The organism is Roseomonas sp. FDAARGOS_362, from assembly GCF_002754815.1.
In the GTDB taxonomy this organism is placed as follows: Bacteria; Pseudomonadota; Alphaproteobacteria; order Acetobacterales; family Acetobacteraceae; genus Roseomonas; species Roseomonas mucosa.
In genome coordinates this window covers 907,009-931,441 of sequence record NZ_CP024588.1, presented here as the reverse complement: position 1 = coordinate 931,441, position 24,433 = coordinate 907,009, and the positions used below count along the sequence as shown (strand labels likewise).

Annotated in this window: 24 protein-coding genes and 2 tRNA genes; 23 read left to right on the top strand and 3 right to left on the bottom strand. The window is 71.7% G+C overall.

Going from position 1 to position 24,433, the window contains the following annotated elements; all coding sequences use genetic code 11:
• The first annotated feature begins 107 nt into the window (after positions 1-107).
• The 6 genes from ilvD to CTJ15_RS09140 all read left to right on the top strand — a co-directional run bounded on the left by ilvD (position 108) and on the right by CTJ15_RS09140 (position 5,896).
• Positions 108-1,826, top strand: a complete 1,719-nt coding sequence (gene ilvD / locus CTJ15_RS09165; RefSeq protein ID WP_019459873.1) for a dihydroxy-acid dehydratase — start codon at positions 108-110, stop codon at positions 1,824-1,826.
• 112 nt (positions 1,827-1,938) lie between these two features.
• Complete coding sequence (gene pdxA / locus CTJ15_RS09160; protein ID WP_099781503.1) at positions 1,939-2,964, top strand: 4-hydroxythreonine-4-phosphate dehydrogenase PdxA; 1,026 nt, start codon at positions 1,939-1,941, stop codon at positions 2,962-2,964.
• Positions 2,961-3,695, top strand: a complete 735-nt coding sequence (locus tag CTJ15_RS09155) for a pyridoxine 5'-phosphate synthase (RefSeq protein ID WP_058389723.1) — start codon at positions 2,961-2,963, stop codon at positions 3,693-3,695. The genes pdxA and CTJ15_RS09155 overlap by 4 nt, the downstream gene beginning before the upstream one ends.
• Positions 3,692-4,456: a 2OG-Fe dioxygenase family protein gene (locus CTJ15_RS09150; protein ID WP_075822690.1), complete on the top strand. Its 765-nt coding sequence runs from the start codon at positions 3,692-3,694 to the stop codon at positions 4,454-4,456. The genes CTJ15_RS09155 and CTJ15_RS09150 overlap by 4 nt, the downstream gene beginning before the upstream one ends.
• Positions 4,457-4,581: 125 nt before the next feature.
• Positions 4,582-4,944, top strand: coding sequence for a YXWGXW repeat-containing protein (locus tag CTJ15_RS09145; RefSeq protein WP_075822689.1), 363 nt, complete (start codon positions 4,582-4,584; stop codon positions 4,942-4,944).
• Positions 4,931-5,896, top strand: a complete 966-nt coding sequence (locus tag CTJ15_RS09140) for a hypothetical protein (protein WP_126281862.1) — start codon at positions 4,931-4,933, stop codon at positions 5,894-5,896. The genes CTJ15_RS09145 and CTJ15_RS09140 overlap by 14 nt, the downstream gene beginning before the upstream one ends.
• 27 nt (positions 5,897-5,923) lie before the next feature.
• On the opposite strand, the gene xth is transcribed toward CTJ15_RS09140, so the two are convergent.
• Complete coding sequence (gene xth, locus CTJ15_RS09135; protein ID WP_019459867.1) at positions 5,924-6,694, bottom strand: exodeoxyribonuclease III; 771 nt, start codon at positions 6,692-6,694, stop codon at positions 5,924-5,926.
• 18 nt (positions 6,695-6,712) lie between these two features.
• Complete coding sequence (locus CTJ15_RS09130) at positions 6,713-7,081, bottom strand: HesB/IscA family protein (RefSeq protein WP_369923876.1); 369 nt, start codon at positions 7,079-7,081, stop codon at positions 6,713-6,715.
• Positions 7,082-7,377: 296 nt separating this feature from the next.
• On the opposite strand from CTJ15_RS09130, the gene CTJ15_RS09125 reads away from it, so the two are divergent.
• From CTJ15_RS09125 to CTJ15_RS09060, 14 genes are all read left to right on the top strand, one after another.
• The gene (locus CTJ15_RS09125; RefSeq protein WP_019459865.1) at positions 7,378-8,481 is read left to right on the top strand and encodes a deoxyguanosinetriphosphate triphosphohydrolase; all 1,104 of its coding nucleotides are present in this window, start codon (positions 7,378-7,380) and stop codon (positions 8,479-8,481) included.
• An 83-nt stretch (positions 8,482-8,564) separates the two neighbouring features.
• Entirely contained in the window at positions 8,565-10,334 is a 1,770-nt protein-coding gene (gene argS / locus CTJ15_RS09120) for an arginine--tRNA ligase (RefSeq protein WP_075822686.1), read from the top strand.
• Entirely contained in the window at positions 10,331-11,161 is an 831-nt protein-coding gene (locus CTJ15_RS09115; RefSeq protein WP_151904038.1) for an SPOR domain-containing protein, read from the top strand. The genes argS and CTJ15_RS09115 overlap by 4 nt, the downstream gene beginning before the upstream one ends.
• Positions 11,158-12,144, top strand: a complete 987-nt coding sequence (gene nagZ / locus CTJ15_RS09110) for a beta-N-acetylhexosaminidase (RefSeq protein WP_075822709.1) — start codon at positions 11,158-11,160, stop codon at positions 12,142-12,144. The genes CTJ15_RS09115 and nagZ overlap by 4 nt, the downstream gene beginning before the upstream one ends.
• Positions 12,145-12,164: 20 nt before the next feature.
• Entirely contained in the window at positions 12,165-12,860 is a 696-nt protein-coding gene (locus CTJ15_RS09105) for a site-2 protease family protein (protein ID WP_019459861.1), read from the top strand.
• Positions 12,857-13,636, top strand: a complete 780-nt coding sequence (locus tag CTJ15_RS09100; RefSeq protein ID WP_019459860.1) for a ScpA family protein — start codon at positions 12,857-12,859, stop codon at positions 13,634-13,636. The genes CTJ15_RS09105 and CTJ15_RS09100 overlap by 4 nt, the downstream gene beginning before the upstream one ends.
• Positions 13,626-14,210, top strand: a complete 585-nt coding sequence (gene scpB, locus CTJ15_RS09095; RefSeq protein ID WP_075822710.1) for an SMC-Scp complex subunit ScpB — start codon at positions 13,626-13,628, stop codon at positions 14,208-14,210. The genes CTJ15_RS09100 and scpB overlap by 11 nt, the downstream gene beginning before the upstream one ends.
• 181 nt (positions 14,211-14,391) lie before the next feature.
• Positions 14,392-15,081 carry a Sec-independent protein translocase protein TatB gene (gene tatB / locus CTJ15_RS24740; RefSeq protein ID WP_075822711.1) on the top strand — a complete coding sequence of 230 codons (690 nt, stop codon included), beginning with the start codon at positions 14,392-14,394 and terminating at the stop codon, positions 15,079-15,081.
• Between the two features lie 51 nt (positions 15,082-15,132).
• Entirely contained in the window at positions 15,133-15,897 is a 765-nt protein-coding gene (gene tatC, locus CTJ15_RS09085; RefSeq protein WP_051004736.1) for a twin-arginine translocase subunit TatC, read from the top strand.
• 3 nt (positions 15,898-15,900) lie between these two features.
• Positions 15,901-17,181: a serine--tRNA ligase gene (gene serS, locus CTJ15_RS09080; protein WP_075822712.1), complete on the top strand. Its 1,281-nt coding sequence runs from the start codon at positions 15,901-15,903 to the stop codon at positions 17,179-17,181.
• Positions 17,182-17,274: 93 nt separating this feature from the next.
• Positions 17,275-17,348: transfer RNA gene (locus CTJ15_RS09075), tRNA-Pro, on the top strand.
• Between the two features lie 49 nt (positions 17,349-17,397).
• Entirely contained in the window at positions 17,398-17,709 is a 312-nt protein-coding gene (locus CTJ15_RS09070) for an ETC complex I subunit (RefSeq protein WP_019459855.1), read from the top strand.
• Between the two features lie 77 nt (positions 17,710-17,786).
• Positions 17,787-17,863: transfer RNA gene (locus CTJ15_RS09065), tRNA-Arg, on the top strand.
• 99 nt (positions 17,864-17,962) lie between these two features.
• Positions 17,963-19,117 carry an acetoin utilization protein AcuC gene (locus CTJ15_RS09060; protein ID WP_099781501.1) on the top strand — a complete coding sequence of 385 codons (1,155 nt, stop codon included), beginning with the start codon at positions 17,963-17,965 and terminating at the stop codon, positions 19,115-19,117.
• Between the two features lie 22 nt (positions 19,118-19,139).
• Here CTJ15_RS09060 and CTJ15_RS09055 read toward each other — a convergent pair whose 3' ends face one another.
• A complete protein-coding gene (locus CTJ15_RS09055; protein WP_099781500.1) occupies positions 19,140-20,285 on the bottom strand; it encodes a bifunctional 2-C-methyl-D-erythritol 4-phosphate cytidylyltransferase/2-C-methyl-D-erythritol 2,4-cyclodiphosphate synthase in 1,146 nt (381 codons plus the stop codon).
• A 389-nt stretch (positions 20,286-20,674) separates the two neighbouring features.
• Between CTJ15_RS09055 and dusB the strand changes: the two genes are divergently transcribed.
• From dusB to ntrC, 3 genes are read left to right on the top strand one after another with little or no spacing between them, the layout of a single operon-like run.
• Positions 20,675-21,727, top strand: a complete 1,053-nt coding sequence (dusB, locus tag CTJ15_RS09050; RefSeq protein WP_099781499.1) for a tRNA dihydrouridine synthase DusB — start codon at positions 20,675-20,677, stop codon at positions 21,725-21,727.
• Between the two features lie 53 nt (positions 21,728-21,780).
• Positions 21,781-22,956 (top strand): nitrogen regulation protein NR(II), encoded by a 1,176-nt coding sequence (locus CTJ15_RS09045; protein ID WP_019459851.1) that lies wholly within the window; start codon positions 21,781-21,783, stop codon positions 22,954-22,956.
• Positions 22,953-24,395, top strand: coding sequence for a nitrogen regulation protein NR(I) (gene ntrC / locus CTJ15_RS09040; RefSeq protein WP_019459850.1), 1,443 nt, complete (start codon positions 22,953-22,955; stop codon positions 24,393-24,395). The genes CTJ15_RS09045 and ntrC overlap by 4 nt, the downstream gene beginning before the upstream one ends.
• Positions 24,396-24,433: the final 38 nt, after the last annotated feature.

Genomic DNA, 24,433 nt, shown 5'->3' with positions numbered 1-24,433 from the left:
AACCCCGCCTGCGGCGATCCTGCCTTTGCCATGACCGGAGCCGGGGGAGGCAGCCTCCGGCTGTTCCGGACCGGCGCCGGGGAAACGCAGGCCAAGGAAGCCGAAGAATGAGTGCTTGGGACAAGTCCCGCCTGCCCAGCCGCCATGTGACGGTGGGGCCGGAGCGCGCGCCGCACCGTTCCTACTACTACGCGATGGGCATGACCGAGGAAGAGATCGCCCAGCCGCTGGTGGGGGTCGCCACCTGCTGGAACGAGGCCGCGCCCTGCAACATCGCCCTGCATCGTCAGGCGCAGAGCGTGAAGGCCGGGGTGCGGGAGGCTCAGGGCACGCCGCGCGAGTTCACCACCATCACGGTGACCGACGGCATCGCCATGGGGCACCAGGGGATGAAGTCCTCGCTCGCCTCGCGCGACGCCATCGCCGACACGGTGGAACTGACGGTGCGCGGGCATTGCTACGACGCACTGGTGGGGCTCGCGGGCTGCGACAAGTCGCTGCCGGGCATGATGATGGCGATGCTACGGCTGAACGTGCCCAGCGTCTTCATGTATGGCGGCTCGATCCTGCCCGGCACCTACAAGGGCCGCGACGTGACCGTGGTCGATGTCTTCGAGGCGGTCGGCATGCATGCCGCCGGGCGCATGTCGGACGAGGAGCTGCACGCGCTGGAATGCGTCGCCTGCCCCAGCGCCGGGGCCTGCGGTGGGCAGTTCACCGCCAACACCATGGCCACGGTGAGCGAGGCGATCGGGCTGGCACTGCCCGGCTCGGCCGGGGCGCCGGCGCCCTATGAGGACCGTGACCGCTGGGCGGTGGAATCGGGCCGGGCGGTGATGGAGCTGGTGCGCCGCAACCTGCGCCCGCGCGACATCGTCACGCTGAAATCGCTGGAGAACGCGGCGGTGGTGGTGGGTGCCACCGGCGGCTCGACCAATGCCGGGCTGCACCTGCCGGCCATTGCGCATGAGGCGGGCATCCGCTTCACCATGGACGACGTGGTCGCGATCATGCGCCGCACGCCCTATATTGCCGACCTGAAACCGGGCGGGAAATACGTGGCGCTGGATGTTCACAAGGTCGGCGGCATCCCGGTGATCATCAAGGCGCTGCTCGATGCGGGACTGATGCATGGCGACTGCCTGACGGTGACGGGGAAGACGCTGGCGGAGAACCATGCGGATGTGGTCTTCCCGACCGACCAGGACGTGATCTACCCGGTGTCGAAGGCGATCACGCCTACCGGTGGCGTGGTCGGGCTGAAGGGCAACCTCGCGCCGGACGGTGCCATCGTGAAGGTGGCCGGGATGAAGAACCGCCGCTTCGAGGGCACGGCGCTCTGCTTCGACTGCGAGGAGGACGCCTTCGCCGCCGTGGACCAGCGCGCCTACAAGTCCGGCGACGTGATCGTCATCCGCTACGAGGGCCCGAAGGGCGGGCCGGGGATGCGGGAGATGCTTTCCACCACCGCCGCGATCTATGGCCAGGGCATGGGGGCGGAGGTGGCGCTGATCACCGACGGCCGCTTCTCCGGCGCCACGCGCGGCTTCTGCATCGGCCATGTCGGGCCGGAGGCAGCGGTGGGCGGGCCGATCGCGCTGCTGCGCAACGGCGACCGCATCGTGATCGACGCCGATGCCGGCACCATCGATGTGCTGCTGCCGGAGGAGGAACTCGCCGCGCGCAAGGCGGCCTGGAAGCCGCGCGGCACGGACTACAACAGTGGCGCGCTGTGGAAATACGCCCAGCTCGTCGGCCCGGCGCATCTGGGGGCGGTGACGCATCCGGGCGGTGCGGCGGAGACGCACTCCTACCCGGACCTCTGAGTCACGCTTTGAAACACCCCGCTGGCGACGGGGCAGGCATGTTCCCGCCGCCGCTTTTCTTTGCACGGCTGCCTGCCCCATTCCAGCGATCCCACATCACCTCTGGCCGATCATGGACGCCGAAGCCCTTCCGCTGGCCCTGACGATGGGCGACCCCGCCGGGATCGGCGGCGAACTGACACTCGCCGCCTGGGAACGCGCCCGGCATGGGGCGGGACCCGTCTTCGTGGTGCTGGACGACCCGGCCCGCCTGGCTGCTCTGGCCGCCCGGCTGGGCCGGATGGTGCCGCTGGCGGAGGTGGCGGACTCCGCCGGGGCCGCCACCCTCTTCCGGGAGCGCCTGCCGGTGCTGCCGGTGCCGCTCGCCGCGCCGGTCACGCCTGGGCGGCCCGACGCGGCGCATGCGCCCGCCATCCTGTCCTCCATCGAGACGGCCGTGCGGCTCGCCCAGGCGGGCAAGGCCGGCGGCCTCGTCACCAACCCGATCAGCAAGGCCTCGCTCTACGGCGCGGGCTTCGGCTTCCCGGGGCATACGGAATATCTCGGTGCACTGACCGGCCTCGCCGAGCCGCCAGTGATGATGCTGGCCTGCCCGGATCTGCGCGTGGTGCCGGTGACCATCCATGTCTCTCTGCGCCGCGCGCTGGCGGAGCTGACCACGGCGGAGATCCTCCGCACCGCCCGCGTGCTGCACCGCAGCCTCCAGGCGGATTTCGGCATTGCCGCGCCGCGCATCGCCGTGGCCGGGCTGAACCCGCATGCCGGGGAAGGGGGCGCCATGGGCGACGAGGAAGGGCGCATCGTCGTCCCGGCCATCGAGGCCCTGCGCGCCGGGGGGATCGACGCCTTCGGCCCGCTGCCGCCGGACACGATGTTCACGCCCCGCGCCCGTGCCGGCTATGACGCCGCGCTTTGCATGTACCACGACCAGGCGCTGATCCCGTTGAAGACGCTCGACATGGATGGCGGCGTGAACGTCACCCTGGGCCTGCCGGTGGTGCGGACCTCGCCGGACCATGGCACCGCCTTCGACATCGCCGGTCGCGGCATCGCCGAACCCGGCAGCCTCCTCGCCGCCCTGCGCATGGCGGCGGAAATGGCCGCCCGCCGCAACACCATTCCCGGAGCCGCCACATGAATCTTCCCATCCGGCTGGGTGTGAATGTCGATCACGTCGCCACGCTGCGAAACGCGCGCGGCGGCACGCATCCCGACCCGCTGGCCGCGGCGGTCCTGGCGCTGGAGAGCGGCGCCGACAGCATCACCGTGCATCTGCGGGAGGACCGCCGCCATATCCGCGACGCCGATGTCCGCCTCATGCGGGAGCGGCTGCAAGCCCCGATCAACCTGGAGATGGCCGCGACGGCGGAGATGACGGAGTTCGCCACCGCGATCCGTCCGCACGCCGCCTGCCTGGTGCCGGAGCGCCGGGCCGAGCTGACCACCGAGGGCGGCCTGGATGCCGCCGGGCTGGAGGCGCAGCTCGCCCCTGTCGTGGCGGCGCTGCGCGGGGCAGGGACGCGGGTCTCGCTCTTCCTCGACCCGGAGCCGCGCCAGATCGAGGCCGCCGGGCGGCTCGGCGCCGGAGCGGTGGAGCTGCACACCGGCACCTATTGCGAGGCAGCACCCGGCGCGGCGCGGGACCGGGAGCGGCTGCGCCTGGCCGAGGCGGCGCGGCAGGTCGCGGCGCTGGGCATCGAGTGCCATGCCGGGCACGGGCTGGACTATGTCACCGCCGCCGAGATGGCCGCCGTTCCGGAGATCGTGGAGCTGAACATCGGCCACTTCCTACTCGGCCAGGCGTTGTTCGATGGCCTGGGCGCCGCCGTGCGACGCATGAAGCAGGTGATGCTGGAGCACCGTCCATGACTGTGAATACCAGAAGGCGGGAGGAGCTGGCGGAGGCCATCCGCCAATCGGGCCATGTCTTCCTGCCCGGCCACGAGGTCACGCGCCTGCTCGACCCGGCGGGGGAGGCCCTGGCGAGCGCGCCCTGGAAGGAATTCGTGGCGAGTTGGAGCGACCTTCGTCCCGACACGCACATGGCCGATGGCGGCCGCTACCGCCTGCGCCGCCATGCCGTCTTCGGCGCGGCGCAGGGCGAGCCCCTGATCCAGGGGGCCCACCAGCCGCATTACCAGACCCTGCACCACAACCCGCTGAATGGCGGGCAGGAGCGATGGTTCGAGCCGGTGGATCCCGGCATCGCGGCCGGGGCGCCGCTGTCGCGCCTGCTGAGCGGGGCACGGGCGGTGTTCGAGATGGCCGAGGCGCCGCCGCCCCGCTGGCATGTGGAGATGCACCAGTTCCGCATCGAGGCGCGTCCCAACGCCGCCGGTAAGCCGACGCCGGAGGGCATGCACCGTGACGGCGTGGACTTCGTGCTGGTCACCCTGATCGGGCGCGAGAACGTGGCGGGCGGCGTGACCGGCATCCGCGTGGACGCCCAGGATGGCACCCTCCCCGGCGAGGCGAGCTTCACCCTGGAGAACCCGCTGGACACGGTTCTGCTGGACGACCGGCGGGTCTGGCACGGGGTGACGCCCGTGGTGCCGATCGACCCGTCGCGGCCGGGACACCGGGACGTGCTGGTGCTGACCTTCGCCCGGCAGGCGCCGCGCCGGGCGTGACCCCGCGCCGCCGGGAGGGATGGAAAGCGGGTGGGCCGTCTCTCCCGCTTTTCATCCGGCGGCACGCTCCGGGCAGGATGGCCATGGTGCATCCTGCCTGCCTTTCGCCCGGAGTCCCTACTCTCTTGCCGTTCCGTCCCGCTTTTTCCGCCGCCCATGCCGTGATGCGCCTCGCGGCTCCGCTCGCCACCCTGGCGCTGGTCGCCGGTTGTGTGCCGCCGCCTCAGCCGCTGCCCGCGATGCCGCCCCATGCCTCGCGGCAGCCCTACCCGCCGATCCCCGCCCTGCGTGTCGAGCCGGAGCCGCCGCGCCTGCCCGGCGCGGAGTATGTCTGGCAGCCCGGACACTGGCAGTGGGACGGCGTCGCCTATCGCTGGGAGCCCGGGCGCTACGTGCTCCGCCACATCGTGGGCGGGGGCACCTGGAGGCATGGCGAGTGGGTCTGGACCCGGGGTGGCTGGGCCTGGGAACCCGGTGGCTGGCGCTGACGCGGTGACGGGCAGGCTGCGTCGCCGCCACCTGCTCGGCGGGGCCCTGGGTTTCGGTGCGGCGGTCCTGGCGCCCGGCCCTCTATCGGCGCAACCGGCTCCGTTACCGGTCTCCGCGCGGGACGGCATTCCCGGGGATGCGCCGCGCTATACCGACCGGGCGCTCAGTGCGGTGCCGAACGAGGCGGCGATGCCGCGCCGCTTCTGGGCGCCCGGGCTGAACGAGGCCTATGTGCCGCAGGGCCTGACCGTGCTGGGCGAGGAGATCCTGGTCGCGGCCTATCAGAGCCTGACGCACGATCAGGCGGACGGCCCCTCGCGAGTCTTCCGGCTGTCGCGCCGGGACGGCAGCCTGCGGGGCAGCTTCGCGCTGCCGGAGGAATTCGGTCATCCCGGTGGCCTCGCCACGGACGGGCAGGTGCTCTTCGCCGCGAATTCGGGCATCGTCCTGGCGCTCGACGCCGCCAGCCTCGATGCGCCGGATGGGCCGAGGCCGCTTGCGACGCGGCGGGTGGACCGGTCGATGGGGCCGGCCTTCCTCGCCTGCGACGGCCGCTCCCTCTGGTTCGGTCCCTGGCGCAAGAGCGGCAGCCCGCGTCTCCATGCCGTGCCGGTGCAACGTTTCGTGGAAGGGGACGGTCATCCCGTCACCCCGGCCGATGCGGTACGTGATATCCCGCTGCCGCTCCGGGCGCAGGGAGCGGCGGCGGATGCCGAGGGGCGGATCTGGATCGCCTGCAGCGCCGGCGCCGCGCCGGGCGAACTGCACCGGCTGGACCCCGAGGATGGCACCCGGCTGGAAAGCCATGGCGCGCCTGGTGGGATCGAGGATCTGGGCTTCGACCGGGACGGGCTGCTCTGGTCGGTCAGCGAGGCGGGCTCGCAACGCTGGAACGGCTGGCCGACCTTCTTTCCGCTGGTCTTCGCCATGGATGTGACGCGGCTGCGATAGGCGCCCCGCCCGGGCGGGGAGCGAGGCTCAATCCGCCAGGTCGAACAGCACCGGCGCGTGGTCGGAGGGGCTTTCTGCCGCCCGGGCAGCGACGTCCACGGAGGTGCCGGTCAGCCGCTCCGCCAGTTCCGCCGAAAGCAGGGCATGGTCGATGCGCAGCCCCCGGTTCTGCTCGAAGGCCGGGCCATAGTCCCAGTAGGTGTAGATCGCCTCCTCCGGGTGCAGCGCCCGCACCGCGTCGGTCAGGCCCAGATTCACCAGGGCGCGGAAGGCGGCGCGGCTTTCCGGGCGCACCAGCGCATCGGTGGGCGGCAGGGTGCGCGGGGCGAGGTCGGCCTCGGTGGGGCAGACGTTGAAATCGCCCAGGATGGCCAGCGGCGTGAAGCGGTCCAGCCGCTCGGCGGTCAGGGCACGCAGCCGCTCCATCCAGCGCAGCTTGTAGGCATAGCCTTCCTCGCCGCGGGAATTGCCGTTGGGCAGGTAGATGCCGATCAGGTTCATCCCCGCCGCCCGCACCTCGATGAAGCGGGCATGGTCGTCCTCGGCCTCGCCGGGCAGGGTCTCGCCCAGCACCTCGAAGGGGATGCGCGAGAGCACCGCCACGCCGTTGCGCCCGCCGGGCTGGCCCACGGCGTGGCAGCGGTAGCCCAGGGCCTCGAACTCCATGGTCGGGAATTCCTCGGTCCTGCACTTCAGCTCCTGCAGGAAGACGAGGTCGGGCTGCTGCCGTTCCAGCATGTGGCGGAGGTTCGGCGCACGCTTGCGCGCCGAGTTCACGTTGAAGCTGCAAAGTCGCAAGGGAGGGGTGACGCCTTCTCAGCCGACCGCGAAGGAGACGCCGCAGCCACAGCCCGAGACGGCCTGCGGGTTGCGCACGGCGAAATGCGCGCCCATCAGCGCATCGGCCCAGTCCAGCTCCGCGCCCTGGAGGAAATCGAGCGAGACCGGGTCGATGAAGACCGGCGCGCCCGTCCCGTCCTCGGCCCGGACGACCGTGTCCCCGGCCTCGGGCTCGTCGGCGAGCTCGAACTTGTATTGCAGCCCGGAGCAGCCCCCGGCCTCGACCGCGAGGCGCAGCCCGGCCCGGGGGCGGCCCTCGCGGGCGGCGATCTCGGCGATCTGCCGGTGGGCGCGCGGCGTGGCGCGGAAGGGCGGGGAAGAGGGTGTCTGGCTACCGTCCGGCATGGTCATCGGGACTCCATCGGTCCCCTAGATAGGACGTCCCGCCACCGCTTTCCAACCGCCTATGCCAGATGAGGGCCATACGGGCGCGGAGCCGGGCGGGAAGGCGGGGTTGCCGCGCCCGCATGGCCGGTGCTAGGGCCGGAACCCCTTTTCCCTCAGATCCGAGCCCACTCCCCGTGCAGGACCCACATTCCGCGACCCGCTCCGGTTCGCCCGCCGGTCCCGACGGGACGTCCGGCCCTCTTCCTTCCGGCCTGGCCCCCTGGGCGGTGAACCCGGCGGCGTCGCGAGGGCGGTTGGTGGCCGAGCCGGGCAGCGGGGCGCGCTCCCCCTATCAGCGGGACCGGGACCGGATCATCCATTCCACCGCCTTCCGACGGCTGCAGTACAAGACGCAGGTCTTCATCTACCACGAAGGCGACGAGTTCCGGACGCGGCTGACCCATTCCATTGAGGTCGCCCAGATCGCCCGCTCCATCGCCCGGCAGCTGCGGCTGGACGAGGATCTGGCCGAAGCCCTGGCCCTGGCGCACGATCTGGGCCACCCGCCCTTCGGCCATGCCGGGGAGGAGGCGCTGAACGGGGTGATGCGCCCCTGGGGTGGCTTCGACCACAATGCCCAGAGCCTGAAGGCGGTGACGGCGCTGGAACGCCGCTATGCCGATTTCGATGGGCTGAACCTGACCTGGGAGACGCTGGAAGGGCTGGCCAAGCACAATGGCCCGCTGCGCCGCCCGCCACCCTATATCGCGGAGTACGACGCCCGGCATCCGCTGGAGCTGTCCACCCATGCCAGCGCCGAGGCGCAGGCGGCGGCGATCGCGGACGACATCGCCTACAACAACCACGACCTGGATGACGGGCTGCGGGCCGGGATCTTCACGCTGGAGGAGATCGCGCACCTGCCGCTGATCGCCGAGGCGCTGGAGGATGCGCGGGCGCGTGCGCCGGAGGGCACCTCGCGGAGCCGCCTCGCGGCCGAGATCATCCGCCGGGTGATCAATGCCATGGTCAACGACGTGGTGACCGAGGCGCAGCGCCGCATCGCCATCCTGGAGCCGCGCAGCGCCGACGACATCCGTGCCGCCGCCGCGCCGGTGGTGGTGTTCAGCGCCCGCATGACGGCGCTGAACGAGGAGACCCGGGCCTTCTTGCGCGAGCGCATGTACCGCCATTGGCGGGTGAACCGCACGGCGCAGAAGACCCGGCGCGTGCTGCAGGTGACCTTCTCCCTGCTGCATGGCGGGCCGGACATGCTGCCGCCGGAATGGCGCGCCCAGGCAGACGGGCCGGGCAGCGCGCGCACCGCGGCGGTGGTCTGCGACTATATCGCCGGCATGACCGACCGCTTCGCCCTGGAGGAGCACCGGCGCCTCACCGACCCGAACATGCCCGGATAGGCGCGGCCGGAGGTTTCCCCCCGGGAGGCCATGACGCTAGAGAGACCCTTCTTGCCCCGCGGCAAAGCCCACTAGGAACTTCCATGTCACAGGACGTTTTCCAGACCCTGCGTGCCGAGGTCGTCGCGCAGCTCCGCGCCATCCTGCCGGACCTGCCGGAGGAGGCGCTCGCCCGCGTCCTGGTGGAGCCACCGCGCGACCCCTCCCATGGCGACATGGCGACCAATGCCGCGATGGTGGTGGCCAGGCAGGCGAAGCTGCCGCCGCCGAAGCTGGCCGCCGAGCTGGCGGCACGCCTGGCGGCCTCGCCCCTGGTGGCCGAGGCCGCGCCGGCCGGGCCGGGCTTCGTGAACCTGCGGCTGCGTGAGGCCGTGCCGCGGGCCCAGATCCCCGTCGTGCTGCGGGCCGGGGAGGCCTATGGCGACGGCGGGCTGGGCGGCGGCCGCAAGGTGGACGTGGAATACGTCTCCGCCAACCCGACCGGGCCGATGCATGTGGGCCATTGCCGCGGCGCCGTGGTGGGCGACGCGCTGGCCAACCTGTTGGCCAAGGCCGGCTGGGACATCACCAAGGAATACTACATCAACGATGCCGGGGCACAGGTGCAGGCGCTCGCCTGGGCGGCCTACTGGCGCTACCTCCAGGCCCTCGGCACCACGCTGACCGAGGAGGAGTTCGCGGCGCAGGTGCCCGGCGGGCTGCAATATCGCGGAGAGTACCTGATCCCGGTCGGCGAGGCGCTGAAGGCGCAGTTCGGCGACAGCCTGGCACCCGGCGCGGCGCCCGCCGATCCCGCGCTCTGGCTCGACGCCGTGCGCGCCTTCACCATCGACGCGATGATGGCCGAGATCCGCGACGACCTCGCGGCGCTGGGCGTGAGCTTCGACGTCTATATCAGCGAGGCGCAACTCGTCCGCGACGGCGTGGCGGACAAGGCGATCGCCGAGCTGGCGGCCAAGGGCTATGTCTACGAGGGCGTGCTGGAGCCGCCCAAGGGCAAGACCCCCGACGACTGGGAGCCGCGCCCGCAGACGCTGTTCCGCTCCACGCAGTTCGGCGACGACGTGGACCGGCCGCTGCGCAAGAGCGACGGGTCGAACACCTATTTCGCCAACGACATCGGCAACCATGCCGACAAGATCGCGCGCGGCTTCGACGAGCTGGTGCAGGTCTGGGGCGCCGACCATGGCGGCTATGTCAAGCGCATGCAGGCGGCGGTGAAGGCGCTGTCGGGCGACCGGCCGGTGCCGCTGGACGTGGTGCTGGCGCAGATCGTCAAGGTGATGAAGAACGGCGAGCCGGTGCGGATGAGCAAGCGCGCCGGCACCTATGTCACCCTGCGCGACCTGATCGACGAGGTCGGCAAGGACGCGGTCCGCTTCACCATGCTGACCCGCAAGGCCGATGCCCAGATGGAATTCGACCTGGACAAGGTGGTCGAGCAGTCGCGCGACAACCCGGTCTTCTATGTCCAGTACGCCCATGCCCGCTGCCGCTCCGTGCTGCGCCAGGCAGGGGACCCGGCACACGCGGAACTGGCGGAAGCCTCGATGGATTCGCTCTCCGATCCCGCCGAGATGGCGCTGATCCGGCGCATCATGGCCTGGCCCCGCACCGTGGAGGCCGCTGCTGCGGCGCGGGAACCGCACCGGATTGCGTTCTATCTGGGTGACTTGGCGGCGGACTTTCACCTATTGTGGAACCGGGGCCGCGATGACGCGACCCTGCGCTTCATCCGGGAGGAAGACCCGGCCGCCACGCGCGCGAGGCTTGCCCTCGTCGCCGCCACGGCCATGGTGATCCGCTCGGGCCTGCGCGTCATGGGGGTGACGCCAGTCGAGGAGATGCGGTGAGCGAATTTCATACCGTCCCGTCCTATCGGGTTCAGCGCCAGAGCAGTGGGGGATTGCCCTGGCGCATGTTGGCCATGGCCGGCGGGCTGACCGCTGTGCTGGGGGTCGGCGCGGCGGCCGTGTGGGGCGTGTCGCGCGCCGTGTCCAACGGCGTCCCGGTCATCGAGGCCGATAGCCGGCCATTGCGCATCCGCCCGGACGATCCCGGCGGATTGCGCGTCGCCAATCAGGGCGAGCGCATCTTCGAGACGCAGAACCAGCCGCAGCGGGCGCGTTCGGCTCAGCCGGGCGTACCGGCCCAGGCGCAGGTCGCCCCGGCGCCCGAGCAGCCGGACCTGGACGCCCTGCGGCAGGCGGCCCAGGCCTCGCGCATGGCCCAGCGCAGCCAGGCGCCCGCGGTGGCCCCGGTCGTGCCCGCGGCGCCGGCCCCGGTGGCCGAGGCGCCCGGGGCGCCGGCATCCCAGGCTCCGGTGGAGGCGGCGCCCGCCGCCCCGCCGCCGGCCCCGGTGGCACGGGCGCCCGAAGCCGCTCCGCACCCGGAGGCACGCTCCGAGCCCGCCAGGACGGCAACAGGCGGCAGCGCCCTGGTGCAACTCGGCGCCCTGGGCAGCGAGGAAGCCGCCCATACCGAGTGGAACCGGCTGAAGGGCCGCCTCGGCGGGCTGCTGGCAGACCGACGGCCCATGGTGGTGCGCTTCGAGCGTCCGGGCATGCCGACCATGTGGCGGCTGCGCACGGGGGGCTTCAGCGATGCCGCCGCCGCCCGCAGCTTCTGCGAGGCCGCCCGGGCCAAGGGCGCGCCGGCCTGCGCGGCGATCGGCGGATGAACCGCTCCGCCACGCCCGCCGCCGTGATCCTGGGGATCGCCGGCACCACCCTGGCGCCCGAGGAGGCGGCGCTGTTCCGCCGCCACCGGCCGGCCGGGGCCATCCTTTTCGCGCGCAACGTCGCCGACCCGGCGCAGCTCCGCTCCCTGACCGCCTCGTTGCGTGAGGTGCTGGGGGAGGAGGCGCCGATCCTGGTGGACCAGGAGGGCGGCCGCGTCGCCCGCCTGCGCCCGCCGCACTGGCCTGCCTTCCCGCCGGGGGCGCGATTCGAGGGCCGCCCGGAGGTGGCGCTGGAGAATGCCGCGCTGCTGGGCGCCACCTGCATGGAGATGGGGCTGGACGTGGTCTGCGCCCCGGTGCTCGACCTGCGCCATCCCGGCGCGCATGACGTGATCGGCGACCGCGCCTTCTCCGAGAACCCGGCCGAGGTGGCGCGGATCGGCGCGGCCTGGATCGCCGGGCTGCGCGCCGCCGGCTGCATCCCGGTCATCAAGCACATCCCCGGCCATGGCCGCGCCATGGCGGACAGCCATCTCGACCTGCCGCGCGTTTCCGCCACGCGGGCGGAGCTGGAGGCGGACCTCTTCCCCTTCCAGGCGGTCTGCCGTGCCGATTCCGGGCGCGGCGCCTGGGCGATGACGGCGCATATCCTGTACGAGACCTGGGATGCCGAACGCCCCGCCACCCTGTCGCCGCGCGTGATCGAGGGGGTGATCCGCGACGAGGTCGGCTTCGACGGGCTGCTGCTCTCCGACGACCTCGCCATGAAGGCGCTGTCCGGGAGGCCGGAGGATCTGGCGGTCCAGGCGCTGGCCGCCGGCTGCGACGTGGTGCTGCACTGCCCCGGCATCCTGGCCGAGAATGCCGCGCTGCTGGAGGCCTGCCCGCGCCTGAGCGACCGCGCCGCGGAGCGGATGGAAGAGGCCCGCGCCACCGCGCTCGCCTCCCGCCGCCCGCTCGGTGCCGTCTCGGCCTCGGTCTGAGTCCGGTTCCGCTCCCCGTCATGCCCGAATGGCTTCCGGAACTCCTGGCGGCGGCGATCGCCGCCATCCTGGCGATCACCCTGCACGAGGCGGCGCATGGCTATGCCGCGCTCTGGCTCGGCGACGACACGGCGCAGCGTGCGGGGCGGCTCAGCCTGAACCCGATCCGGCATGTGGACCCGGTGGGTACGGTGCTGGTGCCCGGCTTCCTGGTCATCTCCCAGCTTCTGACCATCGGCACGGTGCAGGTCATGTTCGGCTGGGCCAAGCCGGTGCCGGTGAACCAGTTCCGCCTGCGCAACCCTCGCTTCGGCATGGTGGCCGTCGCGGCGGCCGGTCCCGCGATCAACATGGCCCTGGCCTTCCTGGCCGCGCTGTCCGGCCATGTGGTGGATGCCGTGACGCTGCCGCCGGAACTCTCCGCCTGGGTCTACCGCCTGCTCTCGCTGATGATCCTGTCCAACCTGCTGCTGGGCCTGTTCAACCTGATACCGATCCCACCCATGGATGGCGGCCGCATCCTGGGGGGGCTGCTGCCGCCCCGGCTGGGCGTGCCCTTCCTGCGGCTGGACCGGCTGGGCCTTCTGCTGGTGGTGCTGGTGCTGTTCATCCTGCCGCAGCTTTCCTCGGCCTGGGACCCGATGGGCTGGCTGATGCGCTACGCCGTCGGCCCGGCCTTCAACGTCGTCATGCGCGCGGCGGGCTACGGGCTGTGAGCGTCGTCACGCCACAGCCCCAGGCCCTGCTGCTGCGGCTGGAGGGCTACGAAGGCCCTCTCGACCTGCTGCTGGAACTGGCGCGGGCGCAGAAGGTCGATCTGGCGAGGCTCGATATCCTGGCCCTGGTGGACCAGTACCTCGCGGTGATCGAAGGCGCCCGCCGGGTGCGGCTGGAACTGGCCGCCGACTGGCTGGTGATGGCCGCCTGGCTCGCCTGGCTGAAGTCGCGCCTGCTGCTGCCCGACCCCGAGCCGGACGAGGATGCCGAGGCCGCCACGGTCTCGCTCACCGACCGGCTCCAGGGGCTGGAGATGCTGCGCGCGGGGGCCGCCTGGCTGGATGGGCAGCCCATGCTGGGGCGCGACTTCTTCGGGCGCGGCCAGCCCGAATCCCTGGTGCAGCGGCGGGACGGGGAGCTGGAGGCCGACCTGCCCGGCCTGCTGCATGCCTGGGCCACCGCCATCCGCCGCGCCGAGTCGCGTCGGCCCTATGTCCCGAAGCCCCGCAGGCTCTGGACGGTGGGCGAGGCGCTGAGCCGCCTGGAACGGCTGATCGGCGCCGCCGGGCCGGACTGGGGGGAGCTGGAGCGCTTCCTGCCGGAAGGGCTGGCACCCGACCCTGTGGAACGCCGCGCCGCCATCGCCAGCACGCTGATCGCCGGGCTGGAACTGGCGAAGCATGGCGGGCTGGAGTTGCGGCAGGAGGCGGCCTTCGGCCCGATCCTGCTGCGCGCCGCCCGCATGAGCGAGGAGGACACCGCCGATGCTGCCTGAGGCCGCGCTGCGCATCGCCGAGGCACTGATCTTCGCCGCCGACCGGCCCGTGACGGCCGTCCGGCTGGCCCAGGCCCTGGGTATCGGCGGCGACGAGCGGGATTCGCTCGACCCCGCTGCCATCCTGCAGACGCTGCGCGACCGCTATGCCGGGCGGGGCGTGGAACTGGTGGAGGCGGGCGGCGGCTGGAGCTTCCGCACCGCGCCCGACCTGGCGCCGCTTCTGACCCGGGTGGTGGAGGTGCCGAAGCGCCTGCCCCGTGCCGCCATGGAGGTGCTGGCGGCCATCGCCTGGCGCCAGCCGGTGACACGGGCCGAGATCGAGGAGCTGCGTGGCGCCTCGGTCTCCCAGACCTCGCTGGAGGCGCTGCTGGAGGCCGGGCTGGTCGCCCCGCGCGGGCGCAAGGAAAGCCCCGGCCGCCCGGTGCTCTGGGGCACCACGCCGCGCTTCCTGGAGCATTTCAACCTGCGCTCCCTGGCCGAGCTGCCCCGGCAGGAGGACCTCGTCGCCCGCGACGCGCCGGTGGTGCTGATCGAGGCGCGGGAGGAGCAGGCGGAAGCGGCGGATTCCTGAACGCGGCTTCATCCGCCGGGGGCCGGAGAAAGGGGGCAGGGGGGTTTCGCTCGGCCTGCCGCCGGTCCAGATAGGAGGCGGGCGCATTGGCGCGCCCGGGCGTTCCTGCTAACGGAGACAGCGCCTTTTCCGAACCCGGCGGCCTCCGGGACACGACCTCTATAGGGCTTGAGCGAAGCACATGTTCGACCTCGCCTGGTCCGAGATCGCGGTCATCGTCGTGGTGGCGATCGTCGTGATCGGCCCGAAGGACCTTCCGGACACCATCCGCACCGTGGCCAAGGGCATCGGCAAGCTGCGCCGCATGGCGGGCGAGCTGCAGGGCCATCTGGACGAGGTGGTGCGCGAGGCGAAGCTGGAGGATGTGCGCGACCAGATCCGCGATATCCGGAACTTCGACATCAAGGGCGAGATCCAGCGCACCGTGGACAAGGACGGCTCGCTCCGCTCCGCCTTCAACGACGATCCCTTCCGCGCTCAGCCCGTGACCCCCTCCGCCGATGCCGCGCCGGCCGTCCAGGCCGCCCCGGTGGGGGAGGCGACGCCCCAGGGCGCCGGCACGGACGCGACCGCCGTGGCGGCGGACCCCGATCCGGCCCGGGCCGCCGATGCGCCCCCCTCCACCTCCCCGGTGCAGGAGGCCGCGTCGCCCGCCGGCCGCGCCGGGGCGATCCCGACCGAGCCGCTGACCCCGGTCCCGGCCTCCGCCCGCCCGGAGCCTGGGCCAACCGCCGGGCTACCCGGTGAGCTGCCCATTCCTGAGGCGACGACGCCGGTCCGCGACGCAGCGGCACCCGCCGCGACGCCGGCCCGGACCGCGGAAGCCCAGACCCTGCCGGCCACCGAGCCGGCCAACATCCACAAAGCCTGAAAAAGACCGCCTGTGCCCCGCGATCCGGACGATACGATCAACGACAAGCCGATGCCGTTGATCGAGCATCTGCTCGAACTCCGCACCCGTCTGCTCTGGTCCTTCGGGGCCTTCTTCATCGCCTTCGCGATCTGCTACTACTTCTCCACGCAGATCTACGGCTTCCTGGCGCGGCCCCTGGCCGACATCCTGCAGCAGCAGGGCGCGGGCGAGCGGCGGATGATCTTCACCGCGCTCTACGAGGCCTTCTTCACCTATCTGCGGGTGGCCTTCTTCGGGGCGGTGTTCATCTCCTTCCCGGTCTGGGCCACGCAGCTCTGGCTGTTCATCGCGCCCGGCCTCTACCGCTCCGAGAAGCGGGCAGTGATGCCCTTCCTGATCGCCTCGCCGATCCTTTTCGTGATGGGCGCGGCGCTGGCCTACTACTTCATCTTCCCGCTCGCCTGGCGCTTCTTCATCTCCTTCGAGACGCCGAGCGGTGCCGGGGGCGGCCTGCCGGTGCAGCTCGAGGCCAAGGTGAGCGAGTACCTCTCGCTCGTCATGCACATGATCCTGGCCTTCGGCGCGGCCTTCCAGCTACCGGTGGCACTGACGCTGATGACCCGGGTCGGCATCCTGACGGTGGACCAGCTCAAGAAGGGGCGCCGCTATGCCATCGTCGGCATGTTCATCGCCGCCGCGGTGCTGACGCCGCCGGACGTGATCAGCCAGGTGGGCCTCGCCGTGCCGCTGCTGCTGCTCTACGAGCTGTCGATCATCGCGGCGACCTGGATGAACCGCCCGAAGAAGACCCCGGCCGACAAGACGAAGACCTGACCGATGCACGATATCCGCGCGATCCGCGCCAACCCGGCGGCTTTCGATGCCGGCATGGTCCGCCGTGGCCTGCCGCCGGCCGCGGAGCGTCTGCTGGCGCTGGACACCGAACGCCGCACCGCCACCACGGCGGTGGAGGAGGCCCGGGCCGCCCGCAACCGCAAGAGCCGCGAGGTCGGCGTGCTGAAGGCCGCCGGCCGGCACGACGAGGCGCAGGCCCTGATCGACGAGCTGGCCGCCGGCGAGCGCGTGTCCGGCGAGGCTCTGTCCCGGGCCGAGGCGGCGCTGCGCGATGCGCTGGCGGAGCTGCCCGCCCTGCTGGCCGACGACGTGCCCGAGGGCGCGGACGAGAGCAGCAACATCGTGCTGCACCAGCACGGGGCGGCGCCCAACTTCCCCTTCCAGCCCAAGCAGCATTTCGAGCTGGGCGAGGCGATGGGGCTGATGGACTTCGCCGCCGCTGCGAAGCTGTCCGGTGCGCGCTTCACCGTGCTGCGCGGGGCGCTGGCGCGGCTGGAGCGGGCGCTTGGCAACTGGATGGTGAACCTCCATGCCGAGCATGGCTACGAGGAGGTCTCCGTCCCGCTGCTGGTGAACGACGAGGCGGTCTTCGGCACGGCGCAGCTTCCGAAATTCGCCGAGGATCTGTTCCGCACCACCGACGGCCGCTGGCTGATCCCGACCGCCGAGGTGCCGCTCACCAATCTCGCCGCCGGCGAGATCCTGCCCGATGCCGTGCTGCCGCAGCGCTACACGGCGTTGAGCTACTGCTTCCGCTCCGAGGCGGGCTCGGCCGGGCGCGACACGCGCGGCATGCTGCGGCAGCACCAGTTCATGAAGGCCGAGATGGTCTCCATCACCCGGCCCGAGGATTCGGCCGACGAGCACGAGCGGATGACCCGCTGCGCCGAGCGCGTTCTGAGCGAGCTGGGGCTGGTCTGGCGGCGGATCGTGCTTTGCGCCGGCGACACCGGCTTCGCCTCCAGCAAGACCTATGACCTGGAGGTCTGGCTGCCGGGGCAGGGGGCGTGGCGGGAGATCTCCTCCTGCTCCAACATGCTGGACTTCCAGGCCCGGCGGATGAACGCCCGCTACCGTCCGAAGGACGAGCCCGGCGGGAAGAAGGCCCAGCCGGCCTTCGTCCACACCATGAACGGTTCCGGCGTCGCGGTAGGCCGCGCGCTGATTGCGGTGATGGAAACGCACCAGCAGGAGGACGGCTCCGTGCTGGTGCCGGAGGTGCTGCGCCCCTGGATGGGCGGGCTGGAGCGCATCGGCCCCTGACGTCCCGCCCCACACACCCCGCGGCAAAGCCGCCGGGGTGCCTTGCGTCCGGGCCCGCCTGCCCATAGGTTCCGCGCGCAAACCTTTCCGGCACGGGGCGTGGCGCAGCCTGGTAGCGCGCCTGTTTTGGGTACAGGAGGTCGTGGGTTCGAGTCCCGCCGCCCCGATACCGGCAAGGTTTCCTGGAATACGCCACAGGCTTCAGAAGGTACGGCGATGAGCAAGGCGCGCATCTACAGTCCCCCGAAAAGCGCGATGCAGTCCGGCCAGGCCCGCACCCAGGGCTGGGTCCTGCGGCACGTGTCCGACCAGCCGAAGCGAATCGATCCGCTGATGGGCTGGACCGGCTCCGCCGATACGGAGCAGCAGGTCGTCCTCCATTTCGATACGCTGGAGGAGGCCGAGGATTATGCCCGGGCGAACGGCATCGACTACGATGTCGAGGCCCGGCGTCAGGTCCCGGCCATGAAGCCCAAGTCCTATGCGGATAATTTCCGCTGGGGCCGCAAGCAGAACTGGACCCACTGATCGCCGCTGGTCGCTTCTCGCCCCGGTGATCCTGGGCTAGAGCAGAATCCGGCCAACCGGCCAAGCGGCATCGCGCGGCGCCCTTAGCTCAACTGGACAGAGCAACCGGCTTCTACCCGGTTGGTTGGGGGTTCGAGTCCCTCAGGGCGCGCCAGTCCGCCGGTTGACATGTCACGGTCATTCCCTTGACATGGCGAAAGGACCACCGCCCCACCTCTCGACAGGGCGGGTGGCCCGCCGACATGCCAGGGCGATGCAGCAAGAGTCCGACCCCGACGCCCCCCGGCAGCCCTCCGCGCTCCTGACCCCGGTCCTGATCGGGTCGGAGATCTACCGCCACTCCACCTATGGCGGGAAACACCCGCTGGCCATCGCCCGCGTCTCCACCGCCCTGGACCTGATCCGCACTCTGGGCTGGCTCGCCCCGGAACGTTATCGCGACAGCCCGATGGCCACGCCGGAGCAACTGGCCCGCTTCCACACGCCGGACTACATCGCCGCCCTGCGAAGAGCCGAGGCCGAGCAGGCAGCGGACGAGGCGGTGCGCGAGCGGCACCACCTGGGCGCCCATGGCAATCCCATCTACCGTGAGGTCTTCCGCCGCCCGGCGACGGGGGCGGGGGGTGCAATCCTGGCCGCCCGGCTGGTGCGCCATGGCGGCATCGCGCATGTGCCGGGCGCCGGCACCCACCACGCCATGCCCGACCGGGCCAGCGGCTTCTGCTACGTCAACGACGTGGCGCTGGGGATCTTCGCCCTGGTGGATGCCGGGCTGGAGCGCGTGCTCTACGTCGATATCGACGCGCATCACGGTGATGGCGTGGAACTCGCCTTCCACGACGATCCGCGCGTCTTCACCCTGTCGGTTCACGAGGCCAACCGCTGGCCCCGTACCGGCAAAGCCGAGGACCGGGCGGGCGGCCATGCCCGCAACATCCCGGTGCCGGAGGGCTTCAACGACAGCGAGATGGATTGGGTGCTCCGCAACGCCATCCTGCCCATCGCGCGGCATCTGCGGCCGCAGGCGATCGTGCTGCAATGCGGCTCCGACGCGCTGGAGGAAGACCCGCTGTCCCGGCTGGCGCTGTCCAACAACAGCCATTTCGCGGTGGCGCGGGCGCTGCGGGGCCTGTCGCCGCGCCTCATCGTCACCGGCGGCGGAGGTTATAACCCGTGGTCTGTCGGGCGCTGCTGGGCGGGGGTCTGGGCCACGCTGAACGACCTGCCCATCCCCGCGCGCCTGCCGCCGGCAGCCGAGGCGGTGCTGCGCGGCCTGTCCTGGTTCCGCGCCGCCGGGCGGGAGCCGCCGGAACACTGGTTCACCACCCTGCGGGACCCGCCCCGCGCGGGACCCGTGCGGGCGGAGATCCGCGAGCTCTGCGCCATCACCCTGCGCGACCTTCCCTGACCGGGATGGCCGTGCCGGAGGATCAGTCCGGCAACAGGACCGAGACCGCCGCCTGGGCGGCGATGCCCTCGCCACGGCCGGTGAAGCCCAGGCGCTCGGAGGTGGTGGCCTTCACCGAGACGCGGCCGAGGGGGATGCCCATCAGCTCCGCCAGGCGGGCGCGCATGGCGGGGGCGTGGGGGGTGATCTTGGGGCGCTCGCAGATCAGGGTGACATCGGCATTGGCGATCAGCCCGCCGCGCTCCCGCACCAGCCCGGCCGCGTGGCGCAGGAAGCGGGCGCTGTCCGCATCCTTCCACTGCGCCTCGGAGGGCGGGAAATGCCGGCCGATATCGCCTTCCGCCATGGCGCCGTAGATCGCGTCGCAAAGGGCGTGGATGCCGACATCCGCGTCCGAATGCCCATCCAGCCCCGTCTCGTGCTCGATCCGGACGCCGCACAGGATCATCGGCCGGCCGGCCACCATCCGGTGGACGTCATAGCCCGTGCCGACACGCGGCAGCAGGGCGCCACGGCGGGCGGCCTCCAGCCGCTCCAGGTCGCTGGGATAGGTCACTTTCACATTCTCCTCCGACCCCGGCACCAGGGCCACCGAGTGTCCGGCCGCTTCCAGCAGGGCGGCGTCGTCCGTGGCGCCGACCGGCCCGTTCCGGTGGGCCTCCAGCAGCGTGGCGAAACGGAAGCCCTGCGGCGTCTGCGCCCGGAACAGGTTGTCGCGCGGCACGGTGCCGGCGATGACGCCCTCGCCGCACAGCTTCAGCGTGTCGCTGACCGGCAGGGCGGGGATCGCCCCGTGATGCCGCTCCAGCGCCTCGACCACCGCGCGGACTGTGCCCGGCCGCAGCACCGGGCGAGCGGCGTCATGCACCAGGACCACGTCCGGCGGATTTGCCGCCAGGGCCTCCAGCCCGGCTCGCACGCTGTCCTGCCGCGCGATGCCACCCTGCACGGGGGGCAGGATGGGCAGGCCGTCAAGCAGGGCGCTCACCCGCCCCTCTTCCCCGGCGGAGCAGACGGGCAGCACGGCCTCCACCAGCCCGTCCGCCAGCAGCGCCTCGGCGGCATGGCGCAGCACCGGCCGGCCAGCCAGGGCAAGGAACTGCTTGGGCTCCGTGGTGCCGAAGCGCTGGCCGCGACCGGCGGCCACCAGAAGCGCGACGACGCGCATTCGCTTACTCCCCGTAGGATAGGGTCCTGCCGGATCGGGCCACGGGCCCGGAACCGGCATCCCAGGGCGGCGGCGCCCCGGCGGCGCAAACTAGCCGCGCGGGATGGCGGCGCCCAGGGGGGGGGCAGGAGGGGCGACCGGCGGAAGGCCGGACATCCGCGCGGGAAGGCTGCCGGGAGCTGCCTTGTCGGGTGACACGTCGGAATGTTTCCCGATATCCCTTGCCCACGGGATTAATCGGTCGTCAGATTGTCATGGAGCGAGAGGCATTCTGCCGCGCGGATCGGCGCTTGACGATCTACCTGCCCAAGGGATAGGCATCCCGCATGGACGGTTCAGAAGATTTCTCGCCGGCCGTTTCCCCTGCGACCAAGGGAAACGGCTTCGGTATGTTGCGCCCGATCGACCTGGGTGGCGTCAGGATCGATTGCCCGGTGCTGCTCGCCCCCATGTCGGGGGTGACGGACCTGCCCTTCCGGCGCCTGTCACGCGAACTCGGCACGCCGATGGTGGTGAGCGAGATGATCGCCAGCCAGGCCATGGTGCGGGAGAACCGGCAGACGCTGAAGATGGCCGAGGTGGACGGCTTCGGCGGCCCGGCCTCGGTGCAGCTCGCCGGCTGCGATCCGCAGGTGATGGCGGAGGCGGCGAGGCTCGCCGTGGGCCATGGTGCCGCCATCGTGGACATCAATTTCGGCTGCCCGGTGAAGAAGGTCGCCCTCGGCCAGTCCGCCGGCTCGGCGCTGATGCGTGACGAGGTCGCGGCGGCGCGGATCCTGGAGGCGACGGCGCGCGCCGTCACCGTGCCGGTGACGCTGAAGATGCGCATGGGCTGGGACCACAACAGCCTGAACGCGCCGCGCCTGGCGGTGATCGCGCGGGAAAGCGGCATCCGCATGGTCACGGTGCATGGGCGCACCCGTCAGATGTTCTACACCGGCAAGGCCGACTGGGACTTCATCGCCCAGGTGAAGGCGGTGGCCGGCATCCCGGTGATCGCCAATGGCGACATCCTGAACGCCGCCGACGCGGCCGAGGCGCTGCGGCGCTCCGGCGCGGATGGCGTGATGATCGGGCGTGGCGCCTATGGCCGGCCCTGGATCATGGGCGCGGTCGCGGCCCGGCTGCGCGGGCTGCCGGAAGGTGCCCCGGGGGGCTGCATGGTGGCGGAGGAGCCTTTGCTGGCGGAACGCTATGCCATCATGCTGCGGCACTACGAGGCGATGCTGGACCATCACGGCCGCGACCCTGGCATGCGCCTCGCCCGCAAGCATCTCGCCTGGTACTCCTACGGCCTGCCCGGCAGCGCCGAGTTCCGGGGGCGCGTGAACCGCGCCGACACGGTGGAGGCCGCGCTGGAAGAAATCCGGCGCTTCTGGGAGCCGCTGATCGAGAGCGGCGTCACCATCCAACATGGTCGCGCGGAGGCGATTGCCGCATGAGCGGAGCCGTCAGTGCCCTGATACGCCGGGTCACGCCCCGGGCCGGAAAGAGTATGCTGCCGCCGGAAAGCGCCGCCGTCCTGGCGGCGATCCCGATGCCGGTCGTGGTGCTGGACGAGGCGGACCGTTTCCATTTCGCCAACCCGGCGGCGGAGCTCTTCTTCGACCTGTCCTCGGTCTCGCTGGCGCAGCTCTCGCTGCACGACCTGCTGCCGCCGGACAGCCGCCTCTTCTCGCTGCTCCGGCAGGTACGGATCGCGGAGGCGCCGGTCTCCGACCACGACCTGATCCTGGAAAGCCCCCGCCTGCACAGGACGGACGTGACCGCCCATGGCGCGCCGCTGCCGGAACTGCCCGGCGCGGTGGTGCTGACGCTCCAGGACGGCTCCACGGCGCAGAAGCTCGACCGGCAGCTCAACTTCCGCGGCGCGGCGCGCGGCGCCTCGGCCATGGCGGCGATGCTGGCGCATGAGGTGAAGAACCCGCTTTCCGGCATCCGCGGCGCCGCCCAGTTGCTGGAACAGTCGGCGGAGGAGGGCGACCGCGAGCTCTGCACGCTGATCCAGGACGAGGTGGACCGCATCCGCGACCTCGTAGAGCGGATGGACATGTTCAGCGAGCGCCCGGTGGAACGGGGCCCGGTGAACATCCACGAGGCGCTGGGCCATATCCGCCGTGTGGCCGGAACGGGCTTCGCCGCCCATCTGCGCATCGTGGAGGAATACGACCCCTCCCTGCCGCCGGTGCTGGGCAACCGGGACCTGCTGGTGCAGGTGCTGCTGAACCTGGTGAAGAACGCCGCCGAGGCGGTGGACCCGGTGGAGGGCGAGATCGTGCTCTCCACCGCCTATCGCCACGGCGTCCGCATCGCCATTCCCGGCAGCGACGAGCGGGTTCACCTGCCGCTGGAGGTCTGCGTCCGCGACAACGGGCCGGGAATCCCGGAGGAGGTCCGGGCCAATCTCTTCGAGCCCTTCGTGACCACCAAGCGGGGTGGGCAGGGGCTCGGCCTGGCGCTCGTGGCCAAGCTGGTGGCCGATGCCGGCGGGCTGATCGCCTGCGAGAGCCGGCCGGGCCGCACCATCTTCCGCCTCGCCCTGCCGATGCCGCCGGCGGTGCCCGCTGCGCCCGCCACCCTCTCTCCCGCACTGTCTCCCGCGCTGTCTCCCGCTGGGGCCAAGAGCCGGTCCCCGTCTTCCCGCGCCGCCAAGGACCCCGCCGCACCGTGAGTGAGCAGACCATCCTGATCGCCGACGACGACCGGGCGATCCGCACCGTCCTTTCGCAGGCCCTGGGGCGTGCCGGCTACAATGTCCGCGCCACCTCCTCCGCCGCCACGCTCTGGCGCTGGGTGGAGGACGGGGAGGGCGACCTCGTCATCACCGACGTGGTGATGCCCGACGAGAACGGGCTCGACCTGCTGCCACGGATCAAGCGGATACGGCCCGACATGCGCGTGCTGGTGATGTCGGCCCAGTCCACCTTCACCACGGCGGTGAAGGCGGCCCAGCGCGGCGCCTTCGAGTATCTGCCCAAGCCCTTCGACCTGAAGGAGCTGCTCTCGGTGGTGGGGCGCGCGCTCACCACCCCCGTCCCCTCCGTCGCTCCGCCGGAGGAAGGGGAGAGCGAGCGCCTGCCGATCGTGGGCCGCTCCGCCGCGATGCAGGATATCTACCGCACCGTCGCGCGGCTCACGACCACCGACCTGACGGTGATGATCACCGGCGAGTCCGGCACCGGCAAGGAGCTGGTGGCGCGCGCCCTGCACGACTATGGCAAGCGCCGCACCGGCCCCTTCGTGGCGATCAACATGGCCGCCATCCCGCGCGAGCTGATCGAGGCGGAGCTGTTCGGCCATGAGCGCGGCGCCTTCACCGGCGCCCTGGCGCGCGGCGTCGGGCGCTTCGAGCAGGCGGCGGGCGGTACGCTGTTCCTCGACGAGATCGGCGACATGCCGCCCGAGGCCCAGACCCGCCTGCTGCGTGTGCTGCAGGAGGGCGAGTTCACCACCGTCGGTGGCCGCCAGCCGATCAAGGCGAATGTCCGCATCATCGCCGCCACCCATCGCGACCTGCGCCAGGCGATCCGGGCCGGGACCTTCCGCGAGGACCTGTTCTACCGCCTGAACGTGGTGCCCATCCGCCTGCCGCCGCTGCGCGAACGGCTGGAGGACATCCCGCTGCTCGCCCGCCACTTCCTGGAGCGCGCCCGCGCCGCCGGCCTGCCCGGCAAGACGCTGGACGAGGAGGCGATGGAGCGGCTGAAGGACCATTCCTGGCCCGGCAATGCGCGCGAGTTGGAGAACCTGATGCGCCGCCTCGCCGCGCTCTATCCGCAGGAGGTGATCGGCGCCGACGCGGTGGCGGCGGAGCTGACCGAGACGGAAAGCAGCCCGGCCCTGCCCGGCGAGCCGCGCAGCCCGGAGACGCTGGAGCAGGCGGTGGAGCGCCACCTGAACAGCTTCCTCGGCGCGCATCGCGATGGGATGCCGGTGCGCGACCTCTACGAGCGCGTGGTCTCCGAAGTCGAGCGGCCGCTGATCCGGCTGGCCCTGGCGGCGACGCGGGGCAACCAGATCAAGGCGGCGGCGATGCTGGGGCTGAACCGGAACACGCTGCGCAAGAAGATCCGGGAGCTGGAACTGCCCGTGGTCCGGGGCCTGTCCTGACGACATGGCGGTACGAGCCGCAGAAGAGGGTCTGACGC

Excerpts from the sequence above, each read along its gene's own strand:
- argS (WP_075822686.1), top strand. The coding sequence starts at position 8,565 with ATGTCACAGGACGTTTTCCAGACCCTGCGTGCCGAGGTCGTCGCGCAG.
- CTJ15_RS09105 (WP_019459861.1), top strand. The coding sequence starts at position 12,165 with ATGCCCGAATGGCTTCCGGAACTCCTGGCGGCGGCGATCGCCGCCATC.
- CTJ15_RS09045 (WP_019459851.1), top strand. The coding sequence starts at position 21,781 with ATGCTGCCGCCGGAAAGCGCCGCCGTCCTGGCGGCGATCCCGATGCCG.
- scpB (WP_075822710.1), top strand. The coding sequence starts at position 13,626 with ATGCTGCCTGAGGCCGCGCTGCGCATCGCCGAGGCACTGATCTTCGCC.
- CTJ15_RS09055 (WP_099781500.1), bottom strand. The coding sequence starts at position 20,285 with ATGCGCGTCGTCGCGCTTCTGGTGGCCGCCGGTCGCGGCCAGCGCTTC.
- serS (WP_075822712.1), top strand. The coding sequence starts at position 15,901 with ATGCACGATATCCGCGCGATCCGCGCCAACCCGGCGGCTTTCGATGCC.
- tatC (WP_051004736.1), top strand. The coding sequence starts at position 15,133 with ATGCCGTTGATCGAGCATCTGCTCGAACTCCGCACCCGTCTGCTCTGG.
- nagZ (WP_075822709.1), top strand. The coding sequence starts at position 11,158 with ATGAACCGCTCCGCCACGCCCGCCGCCGTGATCCTGGGGATCGCCGGC.
- CTJ15_RS09130 (WP_369923876.1), bottom strand. The coding sequence starts at position 7,081 with ATGCCGGACGGTAGCCAGACACCCTCTTCCCCGCCCTTCCGCGCCACG.
- CTJ15_RS09070 (WP_019459855.1), top strand. The coding sequence starts at position 17,398 with ATGAGCAAGGCGCGCATCTACAGTCCCCCGAAAAGCGCGATGCAGTCC.
- CTJ15_RS09150 (WP_075822690.1), top strand. The coding sequence starts at position 3,692 with ATGACTGTGAATACCAGAAGGCGGGAGGAGCTGGCGGAGGCCATCCGC.
- ilvD (WP_019459873.1), top strand. The coding sequence starts at position 108 with ATGAGTGCTTGGGACAAGTCCCGCCTGCCCAGCCGCCATGTGACGGTG.
- CTJ15_RS09060 (WP_099781501.1), top strand. The coding sequence starts at position 17,963 with ATGCAGCAAGAGTCCGACCCCGACGCCCCCCGGCAGCCCTCCGCGCTC.
- tatB (WP_075822711.1), top strand. The coding sequence starts at position 14,392 with ATGTTCGACCTCGCCTGGTCCGAGATCGCGGTCATCGTCGTGGTGGCG.
- pdxA (WP_099781503.1), top strand. The coding sequence starts at position 1,939 with ATGGACGCCGAAGCCCTTCCGCTGGCCCTGACGATGGGCGACCCCGCC.
- CTJ15_RS09155 (WP_058389723.1), top strand. The coding sequence starts at position 2,961 with ATGAATCTTCCCATCCGGCTGGGTGTGAATGTCGATCACGTCGCCACG.
- dusB (WP_099781499.1), top strand. The coding sequence starts at position 20,675 with ATGTTGCGCCCGATCGACCTGGGTGGCGTCAGGATCGATTGCCCGGTG.